General features: G+C 69.3%; 21 protein-coding genes. 12 read left to right on the forward strand and 9 right to left on the reverse strand.

Translation table 11 applies throughout. The features are described from left to right. Nucleotides 1–73: 73 nt before the first annotated feature. Both ACFY1T_RS00210 and ACFY1T_RS00215 read left to right on the forward strand, forming a co-directional pair. Nucleotides 74–868, forward strand: a complete 795-nt coding sequence (locus ACFY1T_RS00210; RefSeq protein ID WP_390786335.1) for a GntR family transcriptional regulator — start codon at nt 74–76, stop codon at nt 866–868. Then, nucleotides 865–1,548, forward strand: a complete 684-nt coding sequence (locus tag ACFY1T_RS00215) for a YdcF family protein (RefSeq protein ID WP_390786336.1) — start codon at nt 865–867, stop codon at nt 1,546–1,548. Before ACFY1T_RS00210 ends, ACFY1T_RS00215 begins: the two co-directional genes overlap by 4 nt. Here ACFY1T_RS00215 and ACFY1T_RS00220 read toward each other — a convergent pair. Further along, nucleotides 1,521–2,438 (reverse strand): NERD domain-containing protein, encoded by a 918-nt coding sequence (locus tag ACFY1T_RS00220; RefSeq protein ID WP_390786337.1) that lies wholly within the window; start codon nt 2,436–2,438, stop codon nt 1,521–1,523. The genes ACFY1T_RS00215 and ACFY1T_RS00220 overlap by 28 nt on opposite strands. Before the next feature lie 1,150 nt (nt 2,439–3,588). Between ACFY1T_RS00220 and ACFY1T_RS00225 the strand changes: the two genes are divergently transcribed. Together ACFY1T_RS00225 and ACFY1T_RS00230 are read left to right on the forward strand one after the other, a co-directional pair. Next, complete coding sequence (locus tag ACFY1T_RS00225) at nt 3,589–4,800, forward strand: DUF262 domain-containing protein (protein WP_390786338.1); 1,212 nt, start codon at nt 3,589–3,591, stop codon at nt 4,798–4,800. Nucleotides 4,801–4,911: 111 nt separating this feature from the next. Further along, complete coding sequence (locus tag ACFY1T_RS00230) at nt 4,912–5,478, forward strand: hypothetical protein (protein WP_390786339.1); 567 nt, start codon at nt 4,912–4,914, stop codon at nt 5,476–5,478. A 416-nt stretch (nt 5,479–5,894) separates the two neighbouring features. Here the strand turns inward: ACFY1T_RS00230 and ACFY1T_RS00235 are convergent, their stop codons facing one another. Next, nucleotides 5,895–6,167, reverse strand: a complete 273-nt coding sequence (locus ACFY1T_RS00235) for a hypothetical protein (protein WP_390786340.1) — start codon at nt 6,165–6,167, stop codon at nt 5,895–5,897. A gap of 174 nt (nt 6,168–6,341) precedes the next feature. Here ACFY1T_RS00235 and ACFY1T_RS00240 point away from each other — a divergent pair, with 174 nt between their 5' ends. From ACFY1T_RS00240 to ACFY1T_RS00250, 3 genes are all read left to right on the forward strand, one after another. Beyond that, the gene (locus ACFY1T_RS00240) at nt 6,342–7,448 is read left to right on the forward strand and encodes a hydrolase (protein ID WP_390786341.1); all 1,107 of its coding nucleotides are present in this window, start codon (nt 6,342–6,344) and stop codon (nt 7,446–7,448) included. Beyond that, nucleotides 7,445–8,431, forward strand: a complete 987-nt coding sequence (locus tag ACFY1T_RS00245) for an aldo/keto reductase (protein WP_390786342.1) — start codon at nt 7,445–7,447, stop codon at nt 8,429–8,431. The genes ACFY1T_RS00240 and ACFY1T_RS00245 overlap by 4 nt, the downstream gene beginning before the upstream one ends. 159 nt (nt 8,432–8,590) lie before the next feature. Next, nucleotides 8,591–9,400 (forward strand): BTAD domain-containing putative transcriptional regulator, encoded by an 810-nt coding sequence (locus ACFY1T_RS00250; RefSeq protein WP_390786343.1) that lies wholly within the window; start codon nt 8,591–8,593, stop codon nt 9,398–9,400. A 102-nt stretch (nt 9,401–9,502) separates the two neighbouring features. Here ACFY1T_RS00250 and ACFY1T_RS00255 read toward each other — a convergent pair whose 3' ends face one another. The 3 genes from ACFY1T_RS00255 to ACFY1T_RS00265 all read right to left on the reverse strand — a co-directional run bounded on the left by ACFY1T_RS00255 (nt 9,503) and on the right by ACFY1T_RS00265 (nt 12,262). Further along, complete coding sequence (locus ACFY1T_RS00255) at nt 9,503–10,003, reverse strand: flavin reductase family protein (RefSeq protein WP_390786344.1); 501 nt, start codon at nt 10,001–10,003, stop codon at nt 9,503–9,505. Nucleotides 10,004–10,221: 218 nt separating this feature from the next. Further along, nucleotides 10,222–10,842, reverse strand: coding sequence for a hypothetical protein (locus ACFY1T_RS00260; RefSeq protein ID WP_030857106.1), 621 nt, complete (start codon nt 10,840–10,842; stop codon nt 10,222–10,224). Nucleotides 10,843–11,005: 163 nt separating this feature from the next. After that, entirely contained in the window at nt 11,006–12,262 is a 1,257-nt protein-coding gene (locus ACFY1T_RS00265; protein WP_390786345.1) for an MFS transporter, read from the reverse strand. A 244-nt stretch (nt 12,263–12,506) separates the two neighbouring features. Here ACFY1T_RS00265 and ACFY1T_RS00270 point away from each other — a divergent pair, with 244 nt between their 5' ends. Further along, nucleotides 12,507–13,721: an acyltransferase family protein gene (locus ACFY1T_RS00270; RefSeq protein ID WP_390786346.1), complete on the forward strand. Its 1,215-nt coding sequence runs from the start codon at nt 12,507–12,509 to the stop codon at nt 13,719–13,721. Nucleotides 13,722–13,796: 75 nt separating this feature from the next. Here the strand turns inward: ACFY1T_RS00270 and ACFY1T_RS00275 are convergent, their stop codons facing one another. From ACFY1T_RS00275 to ACFY1T_RS00290, 4 genes are all read right to left on the reverse strand, one after another. Next, nucleotides 13,797–14,423, reverse strand: a complete 627-nt coding sequence (locus ACFY1T_RS00275) for an NADPH-dependent F420 reductase (RefSeq protein ID WP_390786347.1) — start codon at nt 14,421–14,423, stop codon at nt 13,797–13,799. 83 nt (nt 14,424–14,506) lie between these two features. Beyond that, complete coding sequence (locus ACFY1T_RS00280) at nt 14,507–15,586, reverse strand: beta-ketoacyl-ACP synthase III (RefSeq protein WP_390786348.1); 1,080 nt, start codon at nt 15,584–15,586, stop codon at nt 14,507–14,509. A gap of 320 nt (nt 15,587–15,906) precedes the next feature. Further along, nucleotides 15,907–16,761: a helix-turn-helix transcriptional regulator gene (locus tag ACFY1T_RS00285; RefSeq protein WP_390786349.1), complete on the reverse strand. Its 855-nt coding sequence runs from the start codon at nt 16,759–16,761 to the stop codon at nt 15,907–15,909. A gap of 56 nt (nt 16,762–16,817) precedes the next feature. Then, entirely contained in the window at nt 16,818–17,624 is an 807-nt protein-coding gene (locus tag ACFY1T_RS00290) for a thioesterase II family protein (protein WP_390786350.1), read from the reverse strand. Between the two features lie 148 nt (nt 17,625–17,772). Here ACFY1T_RS00290 and ACFY1T_RS00295 point away from each other — a divergent pair, with 148 nt between their 5' ends. From ACFY1T_RS00295 to ACFY1T_RS00310, 4 genes are all read left to right on the forward strand, one after another. Next, nucleotides 17,773–18,633 carry a helix-turn-helix transcriptional regulator gene (locus tag ACFY1T_RS00295; protein WP_390786351.1) on the forward strand — a complete coding sequence of 287 codons (861 nt, stop codon included), beginning with the start codon at nt 17,773–17,775 and terminating at the stop codon, nt 18,631–18,633. 171 nt (nt 18,634–18,804) lie between these two features. Then, nucleotides 18,805–19,047, forward strand: a complete 243-nt coding sequence (locus ACFY1T_RS00300) for an acyl carrier protein (protein WP_030857096.1) — start codon at nt 18,805–18,807, stop codon at nt 19,045–19,047. A 136-nt stretch (nt 19,048–19,183) separates the two neighbouring features. Beyond that, complete coding sequence (locus ACFY1T_RS00305; RefSeq protein ID WP_390786352.1) at nt 19,184–19,804, forward strand: hypothetical protein; 621 nt, start codon at nt 19,184–19,186, stop codon at nt 19,802–19,804. Next, the gene (locus ACFY1T_RS00310) at nt 19,797–20,636 is read left to right on the forward strand and encodes a hypothetical protein (protein ID WP_390786353.1); all 840 of its coding nucleotides are present in this window, start codon (nt 19,797–19,799) and stop codon (nt 20,634–20,636) included. The genes ACFY1T_RS00305 and ACFY1T_RS00310 overlap by 8 nt, the downstream gene beginning before the upstream one ends. The last annotated feature ends 2 nt before the right edge of the window (nt 20,637–20,638 follow it).

A 20,638-nucleotide genomic window follows, 5' to 3' on the forward strand; every position in this document is an offset into this window, starting at 1 on the left:
AGTGCACCGCAGTCCTAGGACTGTCAACAGTCCTGGGACTGTGTTTGACTGATTCCGACGAGAGGAGTTCGAGATGGCGCCCAAGTGGCGGGAGCTGGCGGACAAGCTGGCGGAGCAGATCAGACGGGGTGACTACGCGCCGGGCCAGCAGTTGCCGCACATCAGAGACCTGGTCGACGCGGGTGAAGGCTCCAAGTCCACCGTCCATGCCGCCTACAAGGCGCTGGAAGCGGAAGGTCTGGTCACCTCCTCCCGGGGACACGGGACTGTCGTGCGAGAGCAGGTGCCACTGAAGCGACTCGGTATCGCCCGCTACGACAAGGCGAAGTGGCGCGACGGGGACGAGGTGGCTTTCATCGCGGACCGCGTGGCCTCGGGCCGGCCGTACCGCCGCAACGAGCAGACCCAGTCAGTCGACTTTGTCGAGGCGCCTCCGGAGGCGGCGGCCGCACACGGACTCCCGGCGGGCGCACAGGTCTACGCCCGTGCCCGGCTCGTGAAGGAGGGCGACCAGCCGACACACACGCTGACCAGCTACTACCGGCCCGAGCACGTGGAAGGTACGCGCCTGGTAGATCCGACCCCCGGTCCGGCCGGCCGAGGCGGCGGATTTCGCGTGCTGTACGACGCTGGCTACGAGATCGACCACATGAAGGAGCGGATCTTCGCCCGGACGCCTACTGCGGACGAGACGAGGCTTCTGCAGTTGCCGCCTGGCGAGCCGGTCGTGGAACTGCACCGGACGACCTACACGGCAGACGGCACCGTGGTCGAATACGCCATCGGGGTGCACGCCGCCTCGCGATTCGCCTGGGAGTACGACTTCAAGGTGCCGGACTCCGCGAAGGACAGGGAAGGCCAGGAGTGATCTCGACGCAGGACTGGGCGGACACGCGGCGCCTGTGGGCCTATCACCAAATGGGCCACACGCCGCGGCCGTGCTCCGTCGCGCTCGGGCTCGGCAGCCACGACCTGGGCGTAGCCGACACCGCAGTCGATCTGTACCGCACCGGCATGGCGCCCTTGCTCCTGTTCAGCGGAGCCACCAGCGCGACGACGCGAGAGCGGATGCCTCGCGGCGAAGCCGTGCACTACCGCGAGCGCGCTCTCGAACTCGGCGTCCCCAGCTCGGCCGTAATGGTGGAGCCGCGAGCCCGGAACACGGGCGAGAACATTCGCTTCTCCCGGCAGCTTCTCGCGGAGGCCGGCATCGACGTGTCCTCTGTGCTGCTGATCAGCAAGCCGTACGAAGAGCGGCGCGCGTACGCCACGGCGCGGAAGCTGTGGCCCGAGGTGGAGATCGTCAGCGCTTCCAGCCCGATGACGCTGGAGGAGTACGTCGATTCCATCGGTGACGCCCGCCTGGTGATCGACATGCTGGTCGGCGCGTTGCAGCGTCTACTGATCTACCCGGCGCAGGGCTTCATGATCAGCCAGCCGGTGCCGGACGACGTGACCGAGGCGTACGAGCGGCTGTGCCGACGAGGCTTCACGAGCCGACTCCTGCTGGACGAAGCGGGTCAGGCTCGGAGCCAGGCGCGCCGATGACGGGCCACGTCGTACACGCTTTCCACCTGCTCCGGGCTGAGCACACCGGTGAGGGGCCCGAGGGCCGACACCTCCCGTTCCTGGTAGATCCGTACGGTGTACTGCGTTGCCGCACGCTGTAAGGATGCGATGCCCACGAAGACCAGGACCGGTTCGACGGGTACATCGAAGCCGCAGTACCGCCCGAGCACCCTTCGTACATAGTCGGCCTCAGCCTTGCTCGCAACGGCGTAGGGATGCGGTGGCCCGCCGTTGACCTTGGCCATCGTGTCCCCGACCCAGACCGAAGCACCCTTGTGCGTCTTCGTGTTGATGCTGAACACACCGCCGGGGCCGATCACCAAGTGATCGATATCGCCGCCGTTGCTCTTCTCCACGCCGTGGAGGGTCCGCCAGCCGAGCGGAGATAGGCGTTTCAGCTCTCGACCTACCCGCCGCTCGCCCGCGAGCCCGGTGTACCAGCTGTCCCACTCCGAGGACTGCCCCAGCAGTTTCGTCTTCCACCGCTGTGCCGTCGTTTCGCCCTGCGCGGCCAGTAGCCGCAGGATCCCTGCTCCGGGGCGGTTCCGTGCCAGATCCTCGCTGGGAGAGAGGGGCGGGAGGGATGCCGACCGTTCCGGCCGGCGCTTTGGGGGCATGGGCTCACGCTGTGGGAGAGACGGCGCGGGTGCCGATGTCCCGACGGGAGGTGAGGGGGTGGAGCCAACTGTGAGTCCGTCCCCGAGGTGTAGGCGAAGGAGGGCTAACGCCTCATCCCGATACTTCTGGACCTTGATCGTCACGGTCAGCGTCGCGCGATCTGCCCAGGCGACAGCCGTTCCGTCCGGCAGGTTCACGTAGAGCCGGTCCCTGCCATGCCTCTTCCACGGATTCACCGTGAGATCGCTCATCAGCCCCCCATGACTGCCGTCCCCATAGGTATGCCAGCAGTTGCTGGCCTGAGCGGCAAGACCACCTGGGCGGCTGGGACCTGTTACAGGTTTCTCTACCTCATCAAGCACCCGGCTGCGCTCCGCTCCGCCGGGCGGGCTTCCCGGCTCCGCTCTGGGGCGACGCTCCTGCCTTCGGCCCGCTCCGCCCCCGCTGCGCCGACGCCCGCCCCTGCAAGACGGGATAGGCCAAAGGGCATGCGGCAGTCCCCAACGGCCACCGGTTCCATCTGTCACCGACATGCCTCCGGCGGGGGCCTCAGGCTCCGGGATGGCGGGGGCGCCGCGGGCGGGTGCCGGCCGTGGATGGCTGGGGCGGGGAACTCCCATCCCGTCTGCCATCGGCCCAGGACAAGCCGAGCAGACACGGCACCGGGCGTCCAGGTCGTTCGTCCAGTTGGGCGCTCCACCTGGACGCCCGGCACCGCGTCCGCTCCACATGCGTGTGGGCCGACGGCAGACGGGATGGGAGTTGGGGGTGTACAGGCAGGAGGACATGGCCAGGGCAGTTTTCGCCCGAAGACCTCGACTGGTTCAGCGAGGTTGTAGGCTCCCGGCCCCGACCTTGGCCGACAGCTCAGGAGGCACGTGTGGAAGCACTACACGGGGAACCGCAGTTCCTGGCAGAGCACTTGGGGTGATGGCGGTCCGGGTCAAGTAGTCGCAGGTCAGGGCACAAGTCGTCTCACCGCTCTCCTAGAGCGGTGGCCTTCTTGCGCTCACGGCAGCGTCCAGCTCGCGCAGGCCACCAGCGCGCTGCCATCCTCACCAAGGAAGAGCAGGGTGAAACGGGGTCACGCATGTGCGCACGGTCAGCGACGGCGTGCCGGTGAACGGCGGAGCCCGGGTCTCCGGATGGCTCGCGCAGCGCGAGGCGCGTCCATCGGTTTACAGCTTCCACGACCTCCCGCCAGCTCCGGCACAACACCCCTTCGCAGCCTGATCCGAGCGCTCGAACCCAGCCCCCACGCTACGCTCCTCAGCAGCGCGACCCTTGTCCGGAACTACTGGTTGCAAGTTCACATCTTCTGGCCGTCCGATGGCGCCGGCTAGTGGATGCTAGACCTACACGACCGAAACTTGAGCTCCAGCTAAAGATCAGGGAGTTGCCATGACAAGGGTCAGCAAGACAGATGACTTCGATGACCAGGACGGCGAAGAGAATGAAGTCCGCGACGTCTCCTCCGATGACGTAACCAGGGCAGTTGTTACTGACACTGACTGGACGACCGAAACCATCCTCAGCCAACTGCGCCGCGGCAACATCATGCTGAACCCTCGCTTCCAACGACGGGATGCGTGGGATAAGCCCCGAAAGAGCAAGTTCATCGAGTCTCTCATCCTCGGACTTCCGATTCCTCAAATTGTACTGGCCGAGGACAAGAAGAAACGAGGAAAGTTCATCGTTCTAGACGGAAAGCAGCGCCTCCTAGCCCTGCGACAGTTCGCCGCCGGTTCCTCATTTGCAGTTTCGGATAGCGAGGAGAACTATCAAGGACTCAAGCTTTCCGGCCTTGAAGTGCGCAAAGATTTGCGCCTCCTGACGCTAGCAAAAATGGAGGATGACAGCGATTTTGTCGATGACCTGAACGCCTTCCTTAACGAGACTGTTCGCACGGTCGTAGTGCGCCGATGGCCCAACGAAGAATTTCTAAATCTCGTCTTCCTGCGCCTCAACACGGGAAGCGTCAAACTCTCGCCGCAAGAGTTGCGGCAGGCGCTGCACCCCGGAGAGTTTACGAACTATCTGGACGATGCTGCCACTGCCAGCACTTGGCTCAAGACTGCCCTGCGGAGCGACAAGCCAGATTTCCGCATGCGAGATGTGGAGATCCTCCTTCGCTATTTCGCATTCCGATACCACCTGACGGATTACACAGGAAACCTCAAGGCTTTCCTTGACGGGACAGTAAATGACCTCAACAACAGGTGGGAATCCGAGGAAAACGAGATTCGATCGATTGGCGAGCAGTGCGATTTCGCTATTGAGAAGACATTTCAAGTCTTCGGGGAGAACTCTTTCTATCGCTGGTCAAATGGCGACTACGAAGGCAGGTTCAATCGAGCCGTCTTCGACATCATGACTTATTACTTTACCAACCCAGCGGTCGCAGAGGCGGCGGTCCAATCTGAAGGGCGAGTAGAGACTGCTTTTAAGCGCCTCTGCGAGGAAAACGCGCGGTTCGTCGAGTCAATTCAGACAACCACAAAAACGCCGCTCGCCACACAAAGGCGACTCGCGATCTGGGGGGAAGCCTTGCAGGCCGAGGTGAATCTAGATTTTCCGATCCCCCGACTCGAAGACAACCGTCTCTCACTGTGAGGGGTGGTCATGCCTTCACCACGCTTCAGTTCGCTCTCACGTCGCATCTATGAGCTTAGAAGGAATCTCCTTCCTCGAAACTTTGACCCGGTCGGTCTCTACTCAGATCGCGTGTACGAGCGGACTCGCGCGTTTCGCGTTTTGGCCCACGCAGAGTTCGAGGCGTACATCGAGGACCGCTGTCTCGACATTCTCCACCAGGCACATCTTGAATGGAAGTCTACGGGAGCAATTCGACCGTGCTTGCTCTCCTTGATGGCCCACCACGAGGCAATAGCGAAACCGAGTAGCCCGACAGGCGGGACGGTTCCGAAGCTGCTCGGAAGTATTCCCGATGAACTATCCGACCTATCGGACTCATCAAAGAAGTACCCGACTCTTGCGTCGAAAATTGAAATCGCCAAAAAGCACTACAGCACTTACGTGCGCGAAAAGAATCACGGAATCAAGGAGAGGAATCTCCTCATCCTACTCCTGCCACTGGGCGTGCTTAAACAAGAAATAGACTCTGCATGGCTTCTCGCGACGGAAGGTTGGGCCACCGAAAGGGGGAAGGTGGCGCACACTTCCGCGTCCGCAAAAATGCAGGTACAGATTGATCCCAAGGCGGAATTCAACACGGTTCTACAGGTGCTCGCCGGCTTCAAGAAGATGGACAGTATCTTGAACCAGAAGTAGATCCCTCTGACCCTTGGGGCTGCTCGTAGCCACACCTGCACTCGAACGTAAGCGCCCCACGAAACACATCCAACACAGTCGTGCGGCCTATGCGTGGACGGGCCCTCGTGATCACATCCGAGCTAGCCCTCTGACCTGGCAATACACGTGAGACGCACGCGCCCTCCGGAGCCGTGTGCGCAGGTTCGAATCCTGCCGGGGGCACTTCGCAGGAAGTGCCCAAAGACCCCGCCATCAGCGCCTTCGCTGAGACGGGGTCTTCGCGTATGCGGGGGCAACTGCCGTCCTGTGCAGCGTTCGTGGGCAGGATCTCGGCCGGTCGCCGCGGGTCGGCCCGGGAGCGGTGAGGGCACCGGACAGCCGCGGGGTCCGGCCGGGGCGCGGTGGTTGCTCTGCACGTCGAGCCCGTCTTCGGGTCAAGGCCACCGCTTCATGACCTTCGTCGGAGATTTCGGGGCCGGCCACGCCTGGATGCGGATCTTCTCCGTCGTTTCGGGGCTCTCGTCAGAGTGGATGTCGGCCCGGGCTGCCCGTGCCAAGTTGCTCCGTGACACACGCACGCGAACCGCGAGGCAGTCGGCAACGGCCTGCTCCGTCCACGCATCGCTCAGATCGCCGTCCGCATCCGCATCGGACACGTGTATCTGAAAGTAGTCGGCGAAGAGGGTGAGCTCCGTCGTTGTCGTCATGGCGGCACAGTGCCATGCGGCACCGACAGCCGAGATGCGGTACCGCTGAGGGCCTTTGAGTGGCCCGTTTGGTGGGTGCCGTGAGCTCGACAGGGGCTCGAGGGCGGTGCGAGTCGGTGTTGAGGGGGGTGTGGGAAGGTCCGGGCGCTTGTTCGCGGCGTTCAAGGAGGCGGGATGGTTACGGGGACCGGGCTTGTCGAGCGGGCCGGGGAGTTGAGGGAGTTGGCGGGGCGGCGGGCCGCCGATGCGGAGGAGCAGCGGCGGCTTGCTCCCGATGTGGTGGCGGGGGTGCTGGGGAGCGGGTTCGCCCGGCATTTCGTGCCCGTCCGGTTCGGCGGGGTCGAGGGGACCTTCGGTGAGTTCGCCGATGCCGTGGCCGTCGTCGCCGAGGGGTGTGCCGCTGCCGCCTGGTGCGCCTCCGTCGCTTCCAGTCTGGCCCGGGTGGCCGCCTGTCTGCCCGTGGAGGGGCAGGCCGACGTCTGGGGCGCGGGGGCCGATGCCTTCGTCGTCGGGTCGCTCTCGCCCGCCGGGAAGGCCGTGCCGGCGCCCGGTGGGTGGCGGGTGTCCGGGAGCTGGGCCTACATCAGCGGTGTCGACTATTCCGACTGGGTCGTCGTCTGTGCGCTCCTTGCCGACCGGGCGGGCCCGCGGTTGTTCGCCCTGCCCCGGGGGGCCTACGCCGTCAAGGACACCTGGACCGGATCCGGCATGCGGGGCACCGGGAGCAATACGGTCGTCGTCGACGACGTGTTCGTGCCCGAGTCGCGCAGCGTGGACCGGCAGCGGCTGTCCGACGGCCGCACCGTGCCGATCCAGGCCGTCAACGGGCTGTCGTGCGCGCCCGCGGCCCTCGGGGCCGCGCGCGGCGCGCTGCGGCTGTGGACCGGCGACACCGCGCGGCGGCTGGCGCGGGGCGCCGGGCGGGTGGGGGGTCCCGGGCCCGCCCTGAGTACGTACGAGGCCGTCCTGACCCGCAGCTCCGGTGAGATCGACGCCGCGGCGCTGCTGCTGGAGCGGGCCGCACGCGTCGCCGACCGGGGCGCGCGGATCACCGAGGCGGAGACCGCGCGCAACGTGCGCGACTACGCCCTGTCCACCGAGCTCCTCGTCGCCGCCGTCAACCGAATGTTCGCCACCGCCGGAACCTCCGGGCACACCGTGGAGAACCCGCTGCAGCGGGCCTGGCGGGACGTGAACTCCATCGCCACCCACATCGCCCTGAACTTCGATCCGGCCGCGGTGCTCTTCGCGTCCCGCCCGTTCGCCCTGGAGGCAGCATGACCAACGTCCCCACCCGTCACCTCGGCGAACTGGCGGTCTCCGCGCAGGGCCTGGGCTGCATGGGCATGAGCCACGGCTACGGCGCCACCGACGACGCGGAGTCGGTCACGACCCTGCACCGGGCCCTCGACCTCGGGGTGACCCTGCTGGACACCGCCGACTTCTACGGCAGCGGGCACAACGAGGAGCTGATCGGCCGGGCCGTCGCCGGGCGCCGCGACCGGGTCGTGCTGGCCACGAAGTTCGGCTTCGCGAACCGGCTGGGCGAGCCCACCCTCGTACGGGGCGACGCCGCGTACGTACGGCAGGCCTGCGAGGCCTCGCTGCGCCGCCTCGGGGTGGACCACATCGACCTCTTCTACCAGCACCGGGTCGATCCGTCGGTCCCGATCGAGGAGACCGTCGGCGCCATGGCCGAGCTGGTGCGGGCCGGGAAGGTGCGCCACCTCGGCCTGTCCGAGGCGGGCGCGCAGACCATCCGGCGGGCGCACGCGGTGCACCCGATCGCCGCGCTCCAGAGCGAGTGGTCGCTGTGGTCCCGTGACCTGGAGGCGGAGATCGTCCCGGTGTGCCGCGAGCTCGGCGTCGGGCTGGTCCCGTACGCGCCGCTCGGGCGCGGGTTCCTGACCGGCCGGTACGGCTCGGTGGACAAGCTCGCGGAGACCGACGTGCGGCGCGGGCACCCGCGCTTCGCCGACGGCAACCGCGAGCGGAACCTGGCGATCGTCGCGAAGCTGGACGAGCTCGCCGCGGCCAAGGGGGTCACCGCGGGCCAGCTCGCGCTCGCCTGGGTGCAGCACCGGGGCGGGGACGTGGTGCCGATCCCCGGCACCCGGCGCCGGCGCTACCTGGAGGAGAACCTCGCGGCCCTGGCCGTCGAGCTGTCCCCCGGGGACCTCGCGGCGATCGAGGCCGCGGCCCCGCCCGGGGAGATCGCCGGCACCCGCTACGACGCCACCGGGCTCACCTTCGTCAACGGCTGAGCCCGCGCCCCTGCGCGCCCGCGCCCCCGCGCCCCCGCGTCCCGCCCGCCCCTCCGCCCGCCTGCATACGTGCAGGCGGGCGGAGGCGTATGAGAACTTCATGTCCGGTCGTGCAGCCGTCACTGGTCGCCCGCTCGAGGCTGCTGCGATGCTGAGTCCATGGAATTCGGAGTTCTCGGACCGCTCGAAGCCCGTATGCACGGCATGTCCATCGCACCGACCGCCGGAAAGCCCCGCCAGATCCTGGCGCTGCTCGCCATCCGCGCGGGACGTGTCGTACAAGTGGAAACGCTGATGGCCGAATTGTGGGGTGATGACATTCCCCGCAGTGCGGCCACCACGCTCCAGACCTACATCCTCCAATTACGCCGGAAACTCACGCAGGCCGGCGTGCAGCAGCAATCCGGCCGGAGCGCCAAGGACGTATTGGCGACCTGTTACGGGGGCTACCGGCTCGCTCCCGAGGAATTCTCCCTCGACCTGCTGACGTTCCAGCAGCTGGTCCGCGCCGGCGGCCGCACGATGGCCGGGAACGACCCCGCGACGGCCTCCGAGCAGCTCGGCCGCGCCCTGGACCTGTGGCGCGGTCCGGCCCTCACCGACGTACCGGTCGGGGAGGTCCTCGCCACCGAGGTCATCGGCATGCAGGAGGAACGCGACTGGGCGCTGGAGATGCGCCTCGAAGCCGACCTCAGCCTCGGCCGGCACGCGGAGATCCTCGGCGAGCTGCGCATGCTCGTGAGCCGGCAGCCCCTGCACGAGACCCTGTCCGCCCAGCTGATGACCGCCCTGTACCGGGCCGGGCACCCCTGGCGTGCGCTCGACGCCTTCCAGGCACTGCGCCACGCGCTCATCGACGAGCTGGGGGTCGAGCCGTCGCCGCGGCTGCAGCGGCTGCACCAGGCCATCCTGGCCAACGACACCGGTCTGCAGGTCCCTTCCTCCACCTTGCATGCGCTCTCCGCATAGCCTGCGCCGCCCCCCCACGAGGCGTTGCGGCCGGGCCGCCGCACGAACGGCGAAGCTCCTGTCGGACACAGTGTCCGACAGGAGCTTCGCCGTTGCGGCGCTTCAGTGCTGCGCCGCCAGCCGGCGGTCCGGCTCCCACCTGCCGAACTCGCCCTGCTGGTAGAGGGCGGCCGCGCCCTGGAACGTCTCGCTCTCGTCGATCCGGCCGATGAGCAGGAGGTGGTCGCCCGCCTCCACGGTCTCCACGAGCGTGCAGCCGGCGTAGGCGACCGCGTCCTCGGTGAGTACGGGAACCCCCGCCAGCCCGCCGCGCCAGGCCACCCCGTCGAACTTGCGCCGCGCCTTCCCGGCGAAGGTCAGGGCCGTGTCCCGGCCGCGGTGGGCCACGAAGTTCATCGCGAACACCCCGGAGGAGAGGATCGAGGGCAGGGTCCTGGACCCCTTGCCCACGCACAGCAGGAGCAGGGGCGGGGCCGCCGACACGGCGGAGAACGCGTTGCAGGTGAAGCCGGCCGGTTCGCCGTCCTCGCCGCGTGCGGTGACGATCGCGACAGGGGTCGGGAACGAACCGAAGACCTTGCGGAAGGTATCCGTGTCCAGCATGAGGGCCACTCCGTCGAGTCGGTTACGGGATTTTCCCGCTGCATGCCACGCACTATCGGTCAAGTGGCTTGAAACCGCCTGGATGAGGACTCGCCCGGAACCCAAGCGTCCCTTGAGCCGCAAAGCCGCGGAGCGGCAGAGCCGCGGAGCCGCGGAGCCGCGGAGCCGCGGAGCCGCGCAATCCCCGAGCCCGCGCGGCCGTTCGATCCGCCGCCCCGCTACGCGGGCTCGTCCACGGAAGTGACCAGCCCGGCGGCCGCCAGATAGCCGACGATGTCCTCGGTCACCTGCGGTGGCAGCGGCAGGGCGGCCGAGACCGCGGTCAGCGTGGTCGGCCACGCGAGGGTCATCGCCACCCAAGCCGCCTCCTGCCGGTGCAGGACGACGCGGTGCGGTGAGCGGTCGGACTCCAGGACGCATCCGGTGCCCGACTCCGGCACGGTGAACGCGACGTGCCGGGGCAGGCATACGCGGCGCTCACCGGCCGGCCGGATCAGGACGAACGACGCCGCGGAGGACAGCGGGACCACGGACAGCAGCGGCCCCTTCAGGTCGTCGACTCCGAGGGTGCGCACCACGAGGTGCGACAGCTTGCTGAGCGCCGGGAGCGTGAAGGGGCACTGGTCCTCGGGGCCGCTCAGGGCGTTGGCCAGCAGGACCGGCCCGAGCTCCATCCTCCGCAGCACCTCGCGCACCGCCGGGCTGGGCCGGTCGAGCCGGTCCTGGCCCCAGCGGCTGGTGAGGAGGAGTACGTCGGCGCCGGCCCCCTGATCGACGATCACGTCCTCGGCCAGTGACCAGAGATGGAAGGTCTGGACACCCCCGGTCGTATACCGCATGTTCGCACCTCTCTTCCGGGCGGAGGGTTTCACGAGTATGGCCGCGCGCCCGAGCCTCACGACAGGCCGTGCGCCATACGGCCACCGTGAATTCCTCATGTCGCCCCCGAGGGCCCCTCACCCGGGCCCGTTCAGGATGTCGGGATGTGTGGACGTCCGGCGATCAGGCGCGGACGGGGTTCGGGGCCTCTCCCCCGGTCCGGCCGAAAACGGCGGTCACCAGCATCGCCGCGAGCGCGAAGGCGCCGGCCACGGCCATCGCCAGGCGCGGGCCGTTGGAGTCGATGATCAGACCGCCGATGAACGAGCCCACGCCGATGGCCCCGTTGAAGGCGGCGACGTACAGCGAGGAGGCGGCCTCGCTCTCCTCGGGGACGAGCCGCATGACCCAGGTCTGCAGGGCGACCGGGAGCGCCGCGTAGAGCACGCCCCAGCACACCAGCATCGTGATGGCGAGCGGGGCGCCGGCCCCGCCGGCGTACATCACCGTCATGACGACGGCCAGCAGGCCGGTGCAGGCGATGATGCTCGTCCGCAGGGCCCGGCCCACGACGGCGCCGGCCGCGAAGTTGCCCGCCAGTCCGGCCGCGCCGAAGACCAGGAGCAGCGCGCCGATGAGGGAGGCCCGGACGCCGGTCACCTCCTGGAGGAAGGGTGCCACGTACGTGAAGGCGAGGAAGTGGCCGCTCATGATCAGCGCGGTGACTCCGACGGCGACGCGCAGCGCGCGGTGGCGCAGTACGTGCACCAGCGCGGCGAGGCTGCCGCTGCCCTTGGCGGGGAGGGCGGGCACGAACAGCAGGCTCGCCCCCAGGACGAGGAAGCCGAGGAAGCCGGCGCACACGAAGGCCGCGTGCCAGCCGGCGGACTGGCCGACGGCGGTGCCGAGCGGGGTGCCCGCGACGGAGGCGAGGGAGATGCCGCCGAGGACCACCGAGGTCGCGCGGACGGCGTGCCGCTCGGGGACCAGGCGTACGGCGATCGACACGGCGATGGACCAGAACACCCCGTGCGCCAGCGCCACGATGAGGCGGGCGGTCAGGAGCAGCGCGTAGCCGGAGACGGCGGCCGCCATGAAGTTGCCGACGACGTAGAGGACCATCAGGGCGACGAGCAGCCACTTCCGGTCCATGCGCCCGGTGAGCGCGGTCAGGGGCGCCGCGGTCGCCGCGGCGAGCACGGCGAAGCCCGTGACGAGGAAGCCCGCCGAGCCGAGCGAGACGTTCGTGCCCTCGGCGATGGACGGGAGCAGGCCGATCGGCAGGGTCTCCGTGGTGACGAACGAGAAGACGCCGAGGGCCAGTCCGACGACGGCGAGCCAGGACCGCCAGGCCGAGCCCGGTGGAGCGGCGGCCGGCGGTGCCGGATGCTCCGCCACCGGGGGCGTCGTGCTGCTCTGACTGGTCAGGCTGGTGGACATGGCTGCTCCCGTGTAGAGGAATGTGCGCGAGGCGGGAAATGACGCCGCGTGGCGCCCGGATTTCAAAAAGGCAGAAAGTTCCGTCGATGAATTTTCCCGGGCCCGCATCTGCGGAGGAAGTGCCTCCGGCTCCTGGTGGTGGCACCAACCGGATAAGTACGCCCCGGCAATCGGGGCGCGGCTCGGGTAGCTTTTCTGGCGTCTTTCCCCGCATCCCTCATCGCTCTTCTGAAGGAGATACAACGTGTCGACGGACAGAATGCGTACACGGGTGACCCGCCTCGACACGCTGACCGGGTTACGCTTTCCCGCCGCTTTCGTGGTGTTCCTCTACCACGCGGCGCTTCTGGGCTTCCTGGGCGTCCCCTGGCTGAGCAGCGCCTCGGCCGTCACCACGTACTACGACGCCGTGGCCCACGCCGGCGCCCTCGGCGTCACGTTCTTCTTCGTGCTCAGCGGCTTCGTCCTGACCTGGTCGGCCCGGGACACCGACACCGCTCCGCGCTTCTGGCGGCGGCGCTTCCTCAAGATCGTCCCGAACTACGTCATCGTCTGGGCGCTGGCCATGCTGGTCTTCGCGGCGCCCATCACGGACATGACGATCGGCCTGCTCAACCTGTTCATGGTCCAGGTCTGGTACCCGGACTTCGCGATCAACTTCGGCGTGAACCCGGCCGGTTGGTCCCTGGGCGTCGAGGCGGTCTTCTACCTCCTCTTCCCCCTCCTGTTCCACTGGATCAAGAAGATCCCGGCCCGCCGGCTGAACCTCTGGGTCGTGGCCGTCGTCGCCGGCATCGTCGCGACGCCGCTGCTCTCCACGCTGCTGGTCCCGGCCGGGGCGATGATGCCGACAGAGCCCGACACCTCGATCAACCAGTACTTCTTCTCCTACATCCTGCCGCTGCCCCGGGTCCTGGACTTCGCCCTCGGCATCCTCGTGGCCCGTTCCGTGATGGCGGGTCGCTGGCGCGACATCGGCATGCTGTGGTCGGGCGCCCTGCTCGTCGCCGCCTTCGCCCTCGGGTACTTCACGCCGCCCATCTACGCGACCCGCGCGGTCTGCGTCGTGCCCGCCGCCCTGCTCATCGCGGCCGGTGCCATCGCGGACGACGAGGGCCGGTTCACGCTCTTCCGCAACCGCGTGATGGTCTGGCTCGGCGACATCTCGTTCGCCTTCTACCTCGTGCACTACACGGTGATGGTCGCGGTGTGGAAGCTGCTCGGCAGCCACTCGTACTCGAACGCGGCGGCCGTCGGGCTGATGGCGCTGGCCATGGGCGTCGCGATCCTGGCCTCGTGGGCCCTGTTCACCCTGGTCGAGCGGCCGGTCACACGGCGCTGGTCGAACCCGCGGAAGAAGCTCGCGGCCACCGCGCCCGCGCCGGCGGCCGCCGCCGCGCCCCTGACCCCCGCGGCCCGGGGCGCGGGCGAGCGGGTCGGCTCCGCCCCCGCCGGGTGACCGTACGCACCGAGGGAACGGGACCGCCCGCCCCCTCCGGCTCCGGCCGGAGGGGGCGGGCGGTCCTCGTGTGCGTCAGAGGCCGGCCGCGGCGCGCAGGCCCGCGGCCGTGGAGACGTGGCCGAAGAGCGCGCCGCCGGGATCCAGGGCGGCCGACTCCCCGAGCCCGCCGAGGTGGACCGGTACGAAACCGGCGTCGTGCACCAGGGTCTCGGTGAGCTGCCGGGCGCCGGGGTCGTCGGACGCGGTGCCCATGCCCCAGAAGTGCCGCTGCTTCGTGCCGCGCGACCACAGGAGCTCGTCCGGGAAGTGGCAGAAGGCGCGGGCGACGGGGCTGTCGGGCAGCAGCTCGGCGCTCCTGCTCCCCCGGGTGACGCCCGGTCCGAGCACCGAGATGAACAGCCCGTCCTGCGAGACGCCGATCGGGCTGGTCGCGTCGATCACGGTCTTTCCGGCCAGCGGGCCCGCCAGTTGTGCCAGCAGGCCGTCGACGGCCGGATGCGGGACGGAGAGCAGGACGACGTCGCTCGCCTCGACCGCTTCGGCGTACGTCGCGGCCCGCGCCGGCCAGCCCGGCGACTCCATGCGGGACGCGAGCCGGTCCGGGTCCCGGGAGCCGAACGTCACGCGGTGGCCGGCGGCCGCCCAGTGCCGGCCGAGCGGGCGCCCGATGTTGCCCGCGCCCAGGATGCCGATGTTCATGGGAACTCCTCGCTTCGGTTTCGGTGCGTACGACGTCGGCCGCCGGTCACGGTGACCGGCGGCCGACTCAGGGGTGCGGTGGTTCAGTACGCGGTGATGTCGGGCCAGACCAGGGCGGTCGAACCCCAGGTCACGCCACCGCCGAAGGCGCTCATCAGCACCCGGTCGCCCGGTGTGACCAGGCCGCCGGCGACGGCGTCGGACAGGGCCAGCGGGATGGAGGCGGCCGAGGTGTTGCCGACGCGGTCGAGGTTGACGACCGTCCGCTCCCGCTCCATGCCGAGCTGGTCGGCGACGGCGTGCAGGATCCGAACGTTCGCCTGGTGCCCCACGAACCAGTCCACGGAGTCCGCCGCCCATCCGGCGCGGTCGAGCATGGCCCGGGAGGAGGCCGCCATACGGGTCACGGCGTGCCGGAAGACCGCCTTGCCCTGCATGGCGAAGTACGCGTCGGCGGGGTCCGGTGCGGGCGCGTCGGCCGCGGCGGCGGCCGAGCGCTGCCGCGAGCCGCCGCCCGGGACGACGATCAGGTCCTTGAGCGAGCCGTCGCTGCCCAGGTCGTACCCGAGCAGCGCACCCGGCTCGGTGGGGTCACCGGCCCGCAGCACCACGGCTCCGGCGCCGTCGCCGAAGATGACCGACGTGGTGCGGTCCTCCGGGTTGAGGATCGTCGAGTACGTCTCCGCGCCGATGACCAGGACGCGCTCCGCGATGCCGGCGGCGATGGCGCCCGCGGCGGACGCGAGTCCGTAGACGAAGCCGCTGCACACCGCGGCCACGTCGTAGGCGGGCACCCCCTCCAGGCCCAGCCGGGTGGCGACTTCGGGAGCCGTCGCCGGGCACGGGTGGTCCGGAGTGGTCGTGGCGAGCACCACCAGGTCGACGTCTGCGGAGCCGGCCGACTTCAGCGCCCGCTCGCCCGCCGCCACGGCGAGGTCGCCGGTGGAGGTCCCCGGATCCGCCCAGTGCCGCTGGGTGATGCCCGTACGGGTGCGTATCCATTCGTCCGAGGTGTCCATGGTCCGGGACAGTTCCTCGTTGGTCACGACGCGGGGCGGGACGAACGTGCCGAGCCCGGCGAGGACCGCCGTCCGGCCGCGGCCCGGCGCATCGGTGGCATCAACGCCATCGGTGGCGTCGGGCGCATCGGTCGCATGAGTCAAGGGAGGCCTCCATAGTCGCCGGTGCGGGACGCCGCTGCCGGGCACGGTGGAACGGGCCGCTCTCCGCTCGGGGGCGGGCCACCCGACGATTCTGCGGCGGGGGCCGGAACCCATCCAGACCGTGCCGCCGGTGGTGGTGGGACCACCACCCTCGCCGCCTAGGGGGTGTCTTGCCGATCACGCCGGGCTCGCGGTGGTGGGCGCCGCGCCTCGCCGCGTTGTCCTCGGTCGCCGACGCTCCGCGTCGACTCCCTCGTCCGCCTTGCGATCCACGGCGCCCACCGCCGCTCCCTGATCCGGCCTGATCGACAAGACACCCCCTAGGACCAGGCCGACACCGGACCGGCGGCGCCCGGCGGGAGGTAGACCAGGAGGCGGGTGCGGGCGGCCTCGTCGAGGTCCATGGTGAAGAGCACGAAGGAGACCCGCCCCTCGTGGGGGTGGTCCACCTCCACGGTCGTCGGGGTGAACTCCTCGACCTCGTGGCGCTCCCACAGCTCGGCGAACCGCGGGTCGCTGCGCGCCAGTTCCTCCGCGATCTCCTCGTACCGCGGATCGTCGGCCCCGTACGAGGACTGCAGGCGGAAGCGGGCCGTCATCCGGCGGGCCAGCTGGGGCCGGTTCAGGTACCGCCCGCCGTGGGATCCCGTGAACAGGCTGGTCAGGAAGTTGTCGTTGCCGTCGCGGCCCAGCCGCAGCACCTCGGCGGCGGGTTCGTTGACCGCGAGGACCTCCCAGTGGAGGTCGATGACGCAGGCGGGTCCGAGCAGCTGGGTGTCGACCATCCGCTGGAAGAGGCCGGAATCGGGGAGGTCGGGTGCCGAGAGTGGAAGCGGCGGGTTGGCGTCCGCGAGCCGGTACAGGTGCACGCGTTCGTGCTCGCTGAAGCGCAGGGCCCGGCTGATCGCGTCGAGTATCCCGTCCGACACCTTGATGGGGCGGCCCTGTTCCAGCCACGCGTACCACGACGCGCTCACCCCGGCCAGGACCGCGACCTCCTCGCGGCGGAGCCCGACCCGGGCGCGCCGGGCGGCCGTCGCCAGTCCGACGTCCTCGGGGGAGAGTGCCGCCCGGCGGCTCCGCAGGAAGTGCGCCAGCTCGGTGCGCTTCTTCTTCGTACGGTCGTTGCGCCCGTCGTGGTCGGTGCGGTCGGTACGGTCGGTCCCTAACGGCATGGCGTCCATACCGCCCGAAGGTAGGTCACACCACCACGCGGTGTCAGCGGCGGGAATCACACCGTTCGGTTTTCGGCCGCCGTCTCGAGGATGTGGCCCAACTCGGCGAAGAACAGGTCCTTGTGCTCCCGGTTGAAGAAGTGGCCTCCCGGGAGGGTGCGGAAGGAGAAGCGCGCGCTCGTGTGCGCGCGCCACGCCCGCGCGTCCGCCGCGGGCACCAGCGGGTCGCTGCTGCCCAGCAGTACGTGGACCGGGCAGGGCAGCGGCCGGTGGCCGGCCTCCGCGTGCCGGTAGGTACCGCATACCCGCAGGTCCTCGCGGAGCCGTTCCACGACGGTCTTCATGCGTGCGGGGTTCTCCCGCAGCAGCCGTCCGGCTCCACCCAAGCCCAACAGCAGCTCGAGGGAGGCTCGATCCGATAGCCCTACGGTCAGGTCGGGCGCAGCCTGGACGTGCGGCGCCCGGTGGGCCCCGGCCACGAAGCAGGCGGGCGGGCGCCGTCCCGCGGCGATGTGCCGCTGGGCCACGCCGTAGGAGACCAGCGCTCCCATGCTGTGTCCGTAGAAGGCGTAGGGCTCGTCGAGGAAGGGGGTCAGCTGCCTTGTCACCTCGCGTACGAGGTCGTCCATCGTGCTGACGGCACCGGGGACGCCGGCCGCGGGCACCGACCTGGGGGGCATGGACACCGGCACCACCTCCACCCCGCGGCCGAGCCACTGCCCCCAGCCCGAGAAGGACCAGGCGCTGCCGCCCGCGTGATGGAAGCAGAACAGGCGCAGCCTGGCCGACTCGTTCTTCGCCGGGATGCTCTTCGCCGTACCCGCCGCCGTGGCAGCCGGGATGTTCGCCGCTGTGTGGAACATGCCGCCAGTGTGGCGGGCCGCCGCGGCGGGAGGGAGTGTCTGTCGAACGGGGTGGCGCCACCACCACCGGTGGGACCTGCGGGCCGGGCGCGGCGCACCGGGATTTTCTTCGGTCGGACAGAGAAATCGGACAGAAAGAGGTCGAGGAATGCAGACGACTGCATCCCCTCCGGTATCAGGACTCTTACGGCGGACGCGGCTGCGGCATTTCCTGCGGGCACGCAGGGAGCAGATCACGCCGGAGGAAGTCGGTCTGGTGTACGTGGAGCGCAGACGTACTCCGGGGCTGCGGCGCGAGGAGGTCGCGGCTCTGGCCGGGGTCGGGGTGTCCTGGTACACCTGGCTCGAACAGGGGCGGGACATCAACGTCTCCGAGGGCATCGTGAACGCGGTCAGCAATGCGCTGCGGCTCGGGGACGTGGAGCGCACTTATTTCTACCGGCTGGCCGGACACAATCCGCCGCAGCCGACGGCGGGCCGCCGGTGGGACAGCGAGTACGCGCGGATGAACGCGCTCGTCGAGGGGTGGTCGCGCAATCCCGCGTACATCACCGACCGGTACGGACGCATCGAACTGGCCAGCCGATCGGCCCGCTCGCTGTTCCGCATCGAAGCGCGCGGCGACAACTGCGTGCTGAAGTTCTTCACCGATCCGTCCACGCGCGAGAAGTACCCGGAGGCGGACGAGGTGGGGCGCGGTCTGGTCGCCCAGTTCCGGGCGCAGTCGGCCCGTTTTCCGGAGGACCGGGAATTCGGCCGGATCGCCGAGCGGCTGAGCGAGCGCAGCCCGCGCTTCGCCACGCTGTGGGACAGTCACGAGGTGGTCGGCCCGAACCAGAGCCGGCGCACGATCGCGCTGCCGCAGGCCGGGGTGCGGGTCTTCGACCGCGTGGTGATGAGCGTGCCGGAGAGCCCCGAGTCGCTGCTGACCCTGTACGTCGCCCGGCCCGGCGCGGAATCGGCCGCGCGGCCGCGCGAGTTGGCCGGCTGCCGAGCCGAGGCCGCCTGATTCCCGCGCCGGTGGTGTTCGCACCACCATGATCAGGAGACACTTCCTCCGCCCGTTCCCGGATCCCATGATGAATCCGTGGGACGCGGAGGAAATTCGATCCGCTGAATTCACCAGCTCCGATCCCGCAACGCGAAAGTCGGCGTTCCCAGTGATTCACGGAGGATTCTCATGGATGTTTCGATCGTCAGCCGGGTGATCACGGTCCTGGGCGAACTGGACGTGCAGACGGCGGATGTCACGCCGGACACCACGTTCGAGGCGATGGAGATCGATTCGCTGCTGCTGGAGGAACTGGCACTGCGGCTGCAGAAGACGTTCGGCGTCGAGATCGAGATGGGTGAACTCGTCCCCGAGCAGACCGTCGCGGAGGCGGCCGCGGTGATAGCGGCCAAGGGCGTCACCGTCGCCTGACACCGCCCTCCGGCGATTCCCCCCACCCGTTTCCCCCGGCTTTTCCCCGTTCACGCAGCACTCCATTCAACGCATTCACGCATTTCACGCATTTCACGCATTCATGCATTCATGCATCAACCGAAAGGGCACAGCCATGTCTTCCACCCTGCTCGTCCTCAATGAAGTCGCCGTGGCCCCCGGCCGGCTGGACCGGGTCCTCGCCGAATGGAACCGCCTGCACGGAAAGGAGCCGGTGGCCGGCCGCGCGCTGTACGTCAGCGTCGACGACGGCAACGTCCTGGAGATCACGCCGGTCAAGGAGCTCTCCGAGCTGGACGGTCTGAACGCGGGCTGGAAGCAGCTCTGGGAGGCCGTCTCGGACGACCTCGTCACGGACTTCCGCCGCCACCTCCTGGAGTTCGTCGAGGCCCCCAAGGACACCGCCGACCCGCTGCCGCAGACCCCGTACGTGCAGCTGCGCTACATCGAGGTGAAGCCGCGCGAGTACGCGGCGTACCGCGAGTGGCGCGAGAACACCATCTTCGACGTCGTCCGCCGCGCGGACGAGGTGAAGACGTTCCTCGCCTACCACTCGCTGATCAGCTCGCAGCCGGGCGTGATGTTCGTGTCCGGTTTCGAGGTCGAGCCGGCCGACTACCAGGCCGTCTTCACCTCGCCGGAGTACCAGGAGATCGTCCGCCAGGCCGGCGACCGCTACATCGTGGGCGGCGAGAGCGGTCTCTACACCCGCGTCTACAAGCGCGCCGATGTCTGAGAAGTACGAGCTGGCCCTCACGACCCAGGGGCCGCTGTACCCGCCGAGCGAGGTCATGGACGGCGAAGGCAACTTCGTGGTGGTGGGCATGATCAACCGGCCCGCCGCCGGCGGCGGGGCCGCCCCCGAGTGGGGCGCGGCCGTGGTCTCACCGGCCAGTCCGGTGCCCGGGTTCGGCCGCCTCGCCCCCTACACGGTGGTGCGCGAGCTGGACACCGACCCCGGCGGGGCGGACCGGGACCTCGTGCTCCACACGCTGCCGCTGCCCCTGCCGTGCAACAACTACCCCATGGTGTTCGCGCCGGAGCAGCGGCCCGACGCCGACCGGGTCCGGCGGCCGAGCCACGCCTTCCACGAGGTGCCGATCCCGGACCTGCGGGCGGAGGACGGGCCGAAGGTCGTCGAGCCGGTGACCTTCGGCCGGTGGATGGAGGCGAGCGGGACCCTGGAGGTCGCCGTGACCCCGGACGGCCGGTCCGGGACGTTCGACTTCGACTTCTCCCGCCTCGTGCCGAACAGCGTCTACACGGTGATGTCGCTGCGCGCCCGCGACCTGGATCCGGCCGGCCCCACCCGGCCGGGCCCGCTCGGGGTGCCGAACGTGTTCACCACCGACGCGGACGGCTCCGGCAGCTACCACGCCACGATGCCGGACCCGTTCCCGGACCCGGAGCTCCCCGGCGCCAACCGGATCATCAACGTCGTCGTGCTGTGGATGAGCTACCAGCGCAGCTACGGCGGCGCCATCGGGGAGTTCGGCCTCGGCGGGGACATTCACGCCCACCTCAAACTGCGCGGTCCGTCCTTCCAGGACCTGCGCACCACACGCTGAGA

Source organism: Streptomyces sp. NPDC001194, assembly GCF_042896985.1.
Classification (GTDB): Bacteria; Actinomycetota; Actinomycetes; order Streptomycetales; family Streptomycetaceae; genus Streptomyces.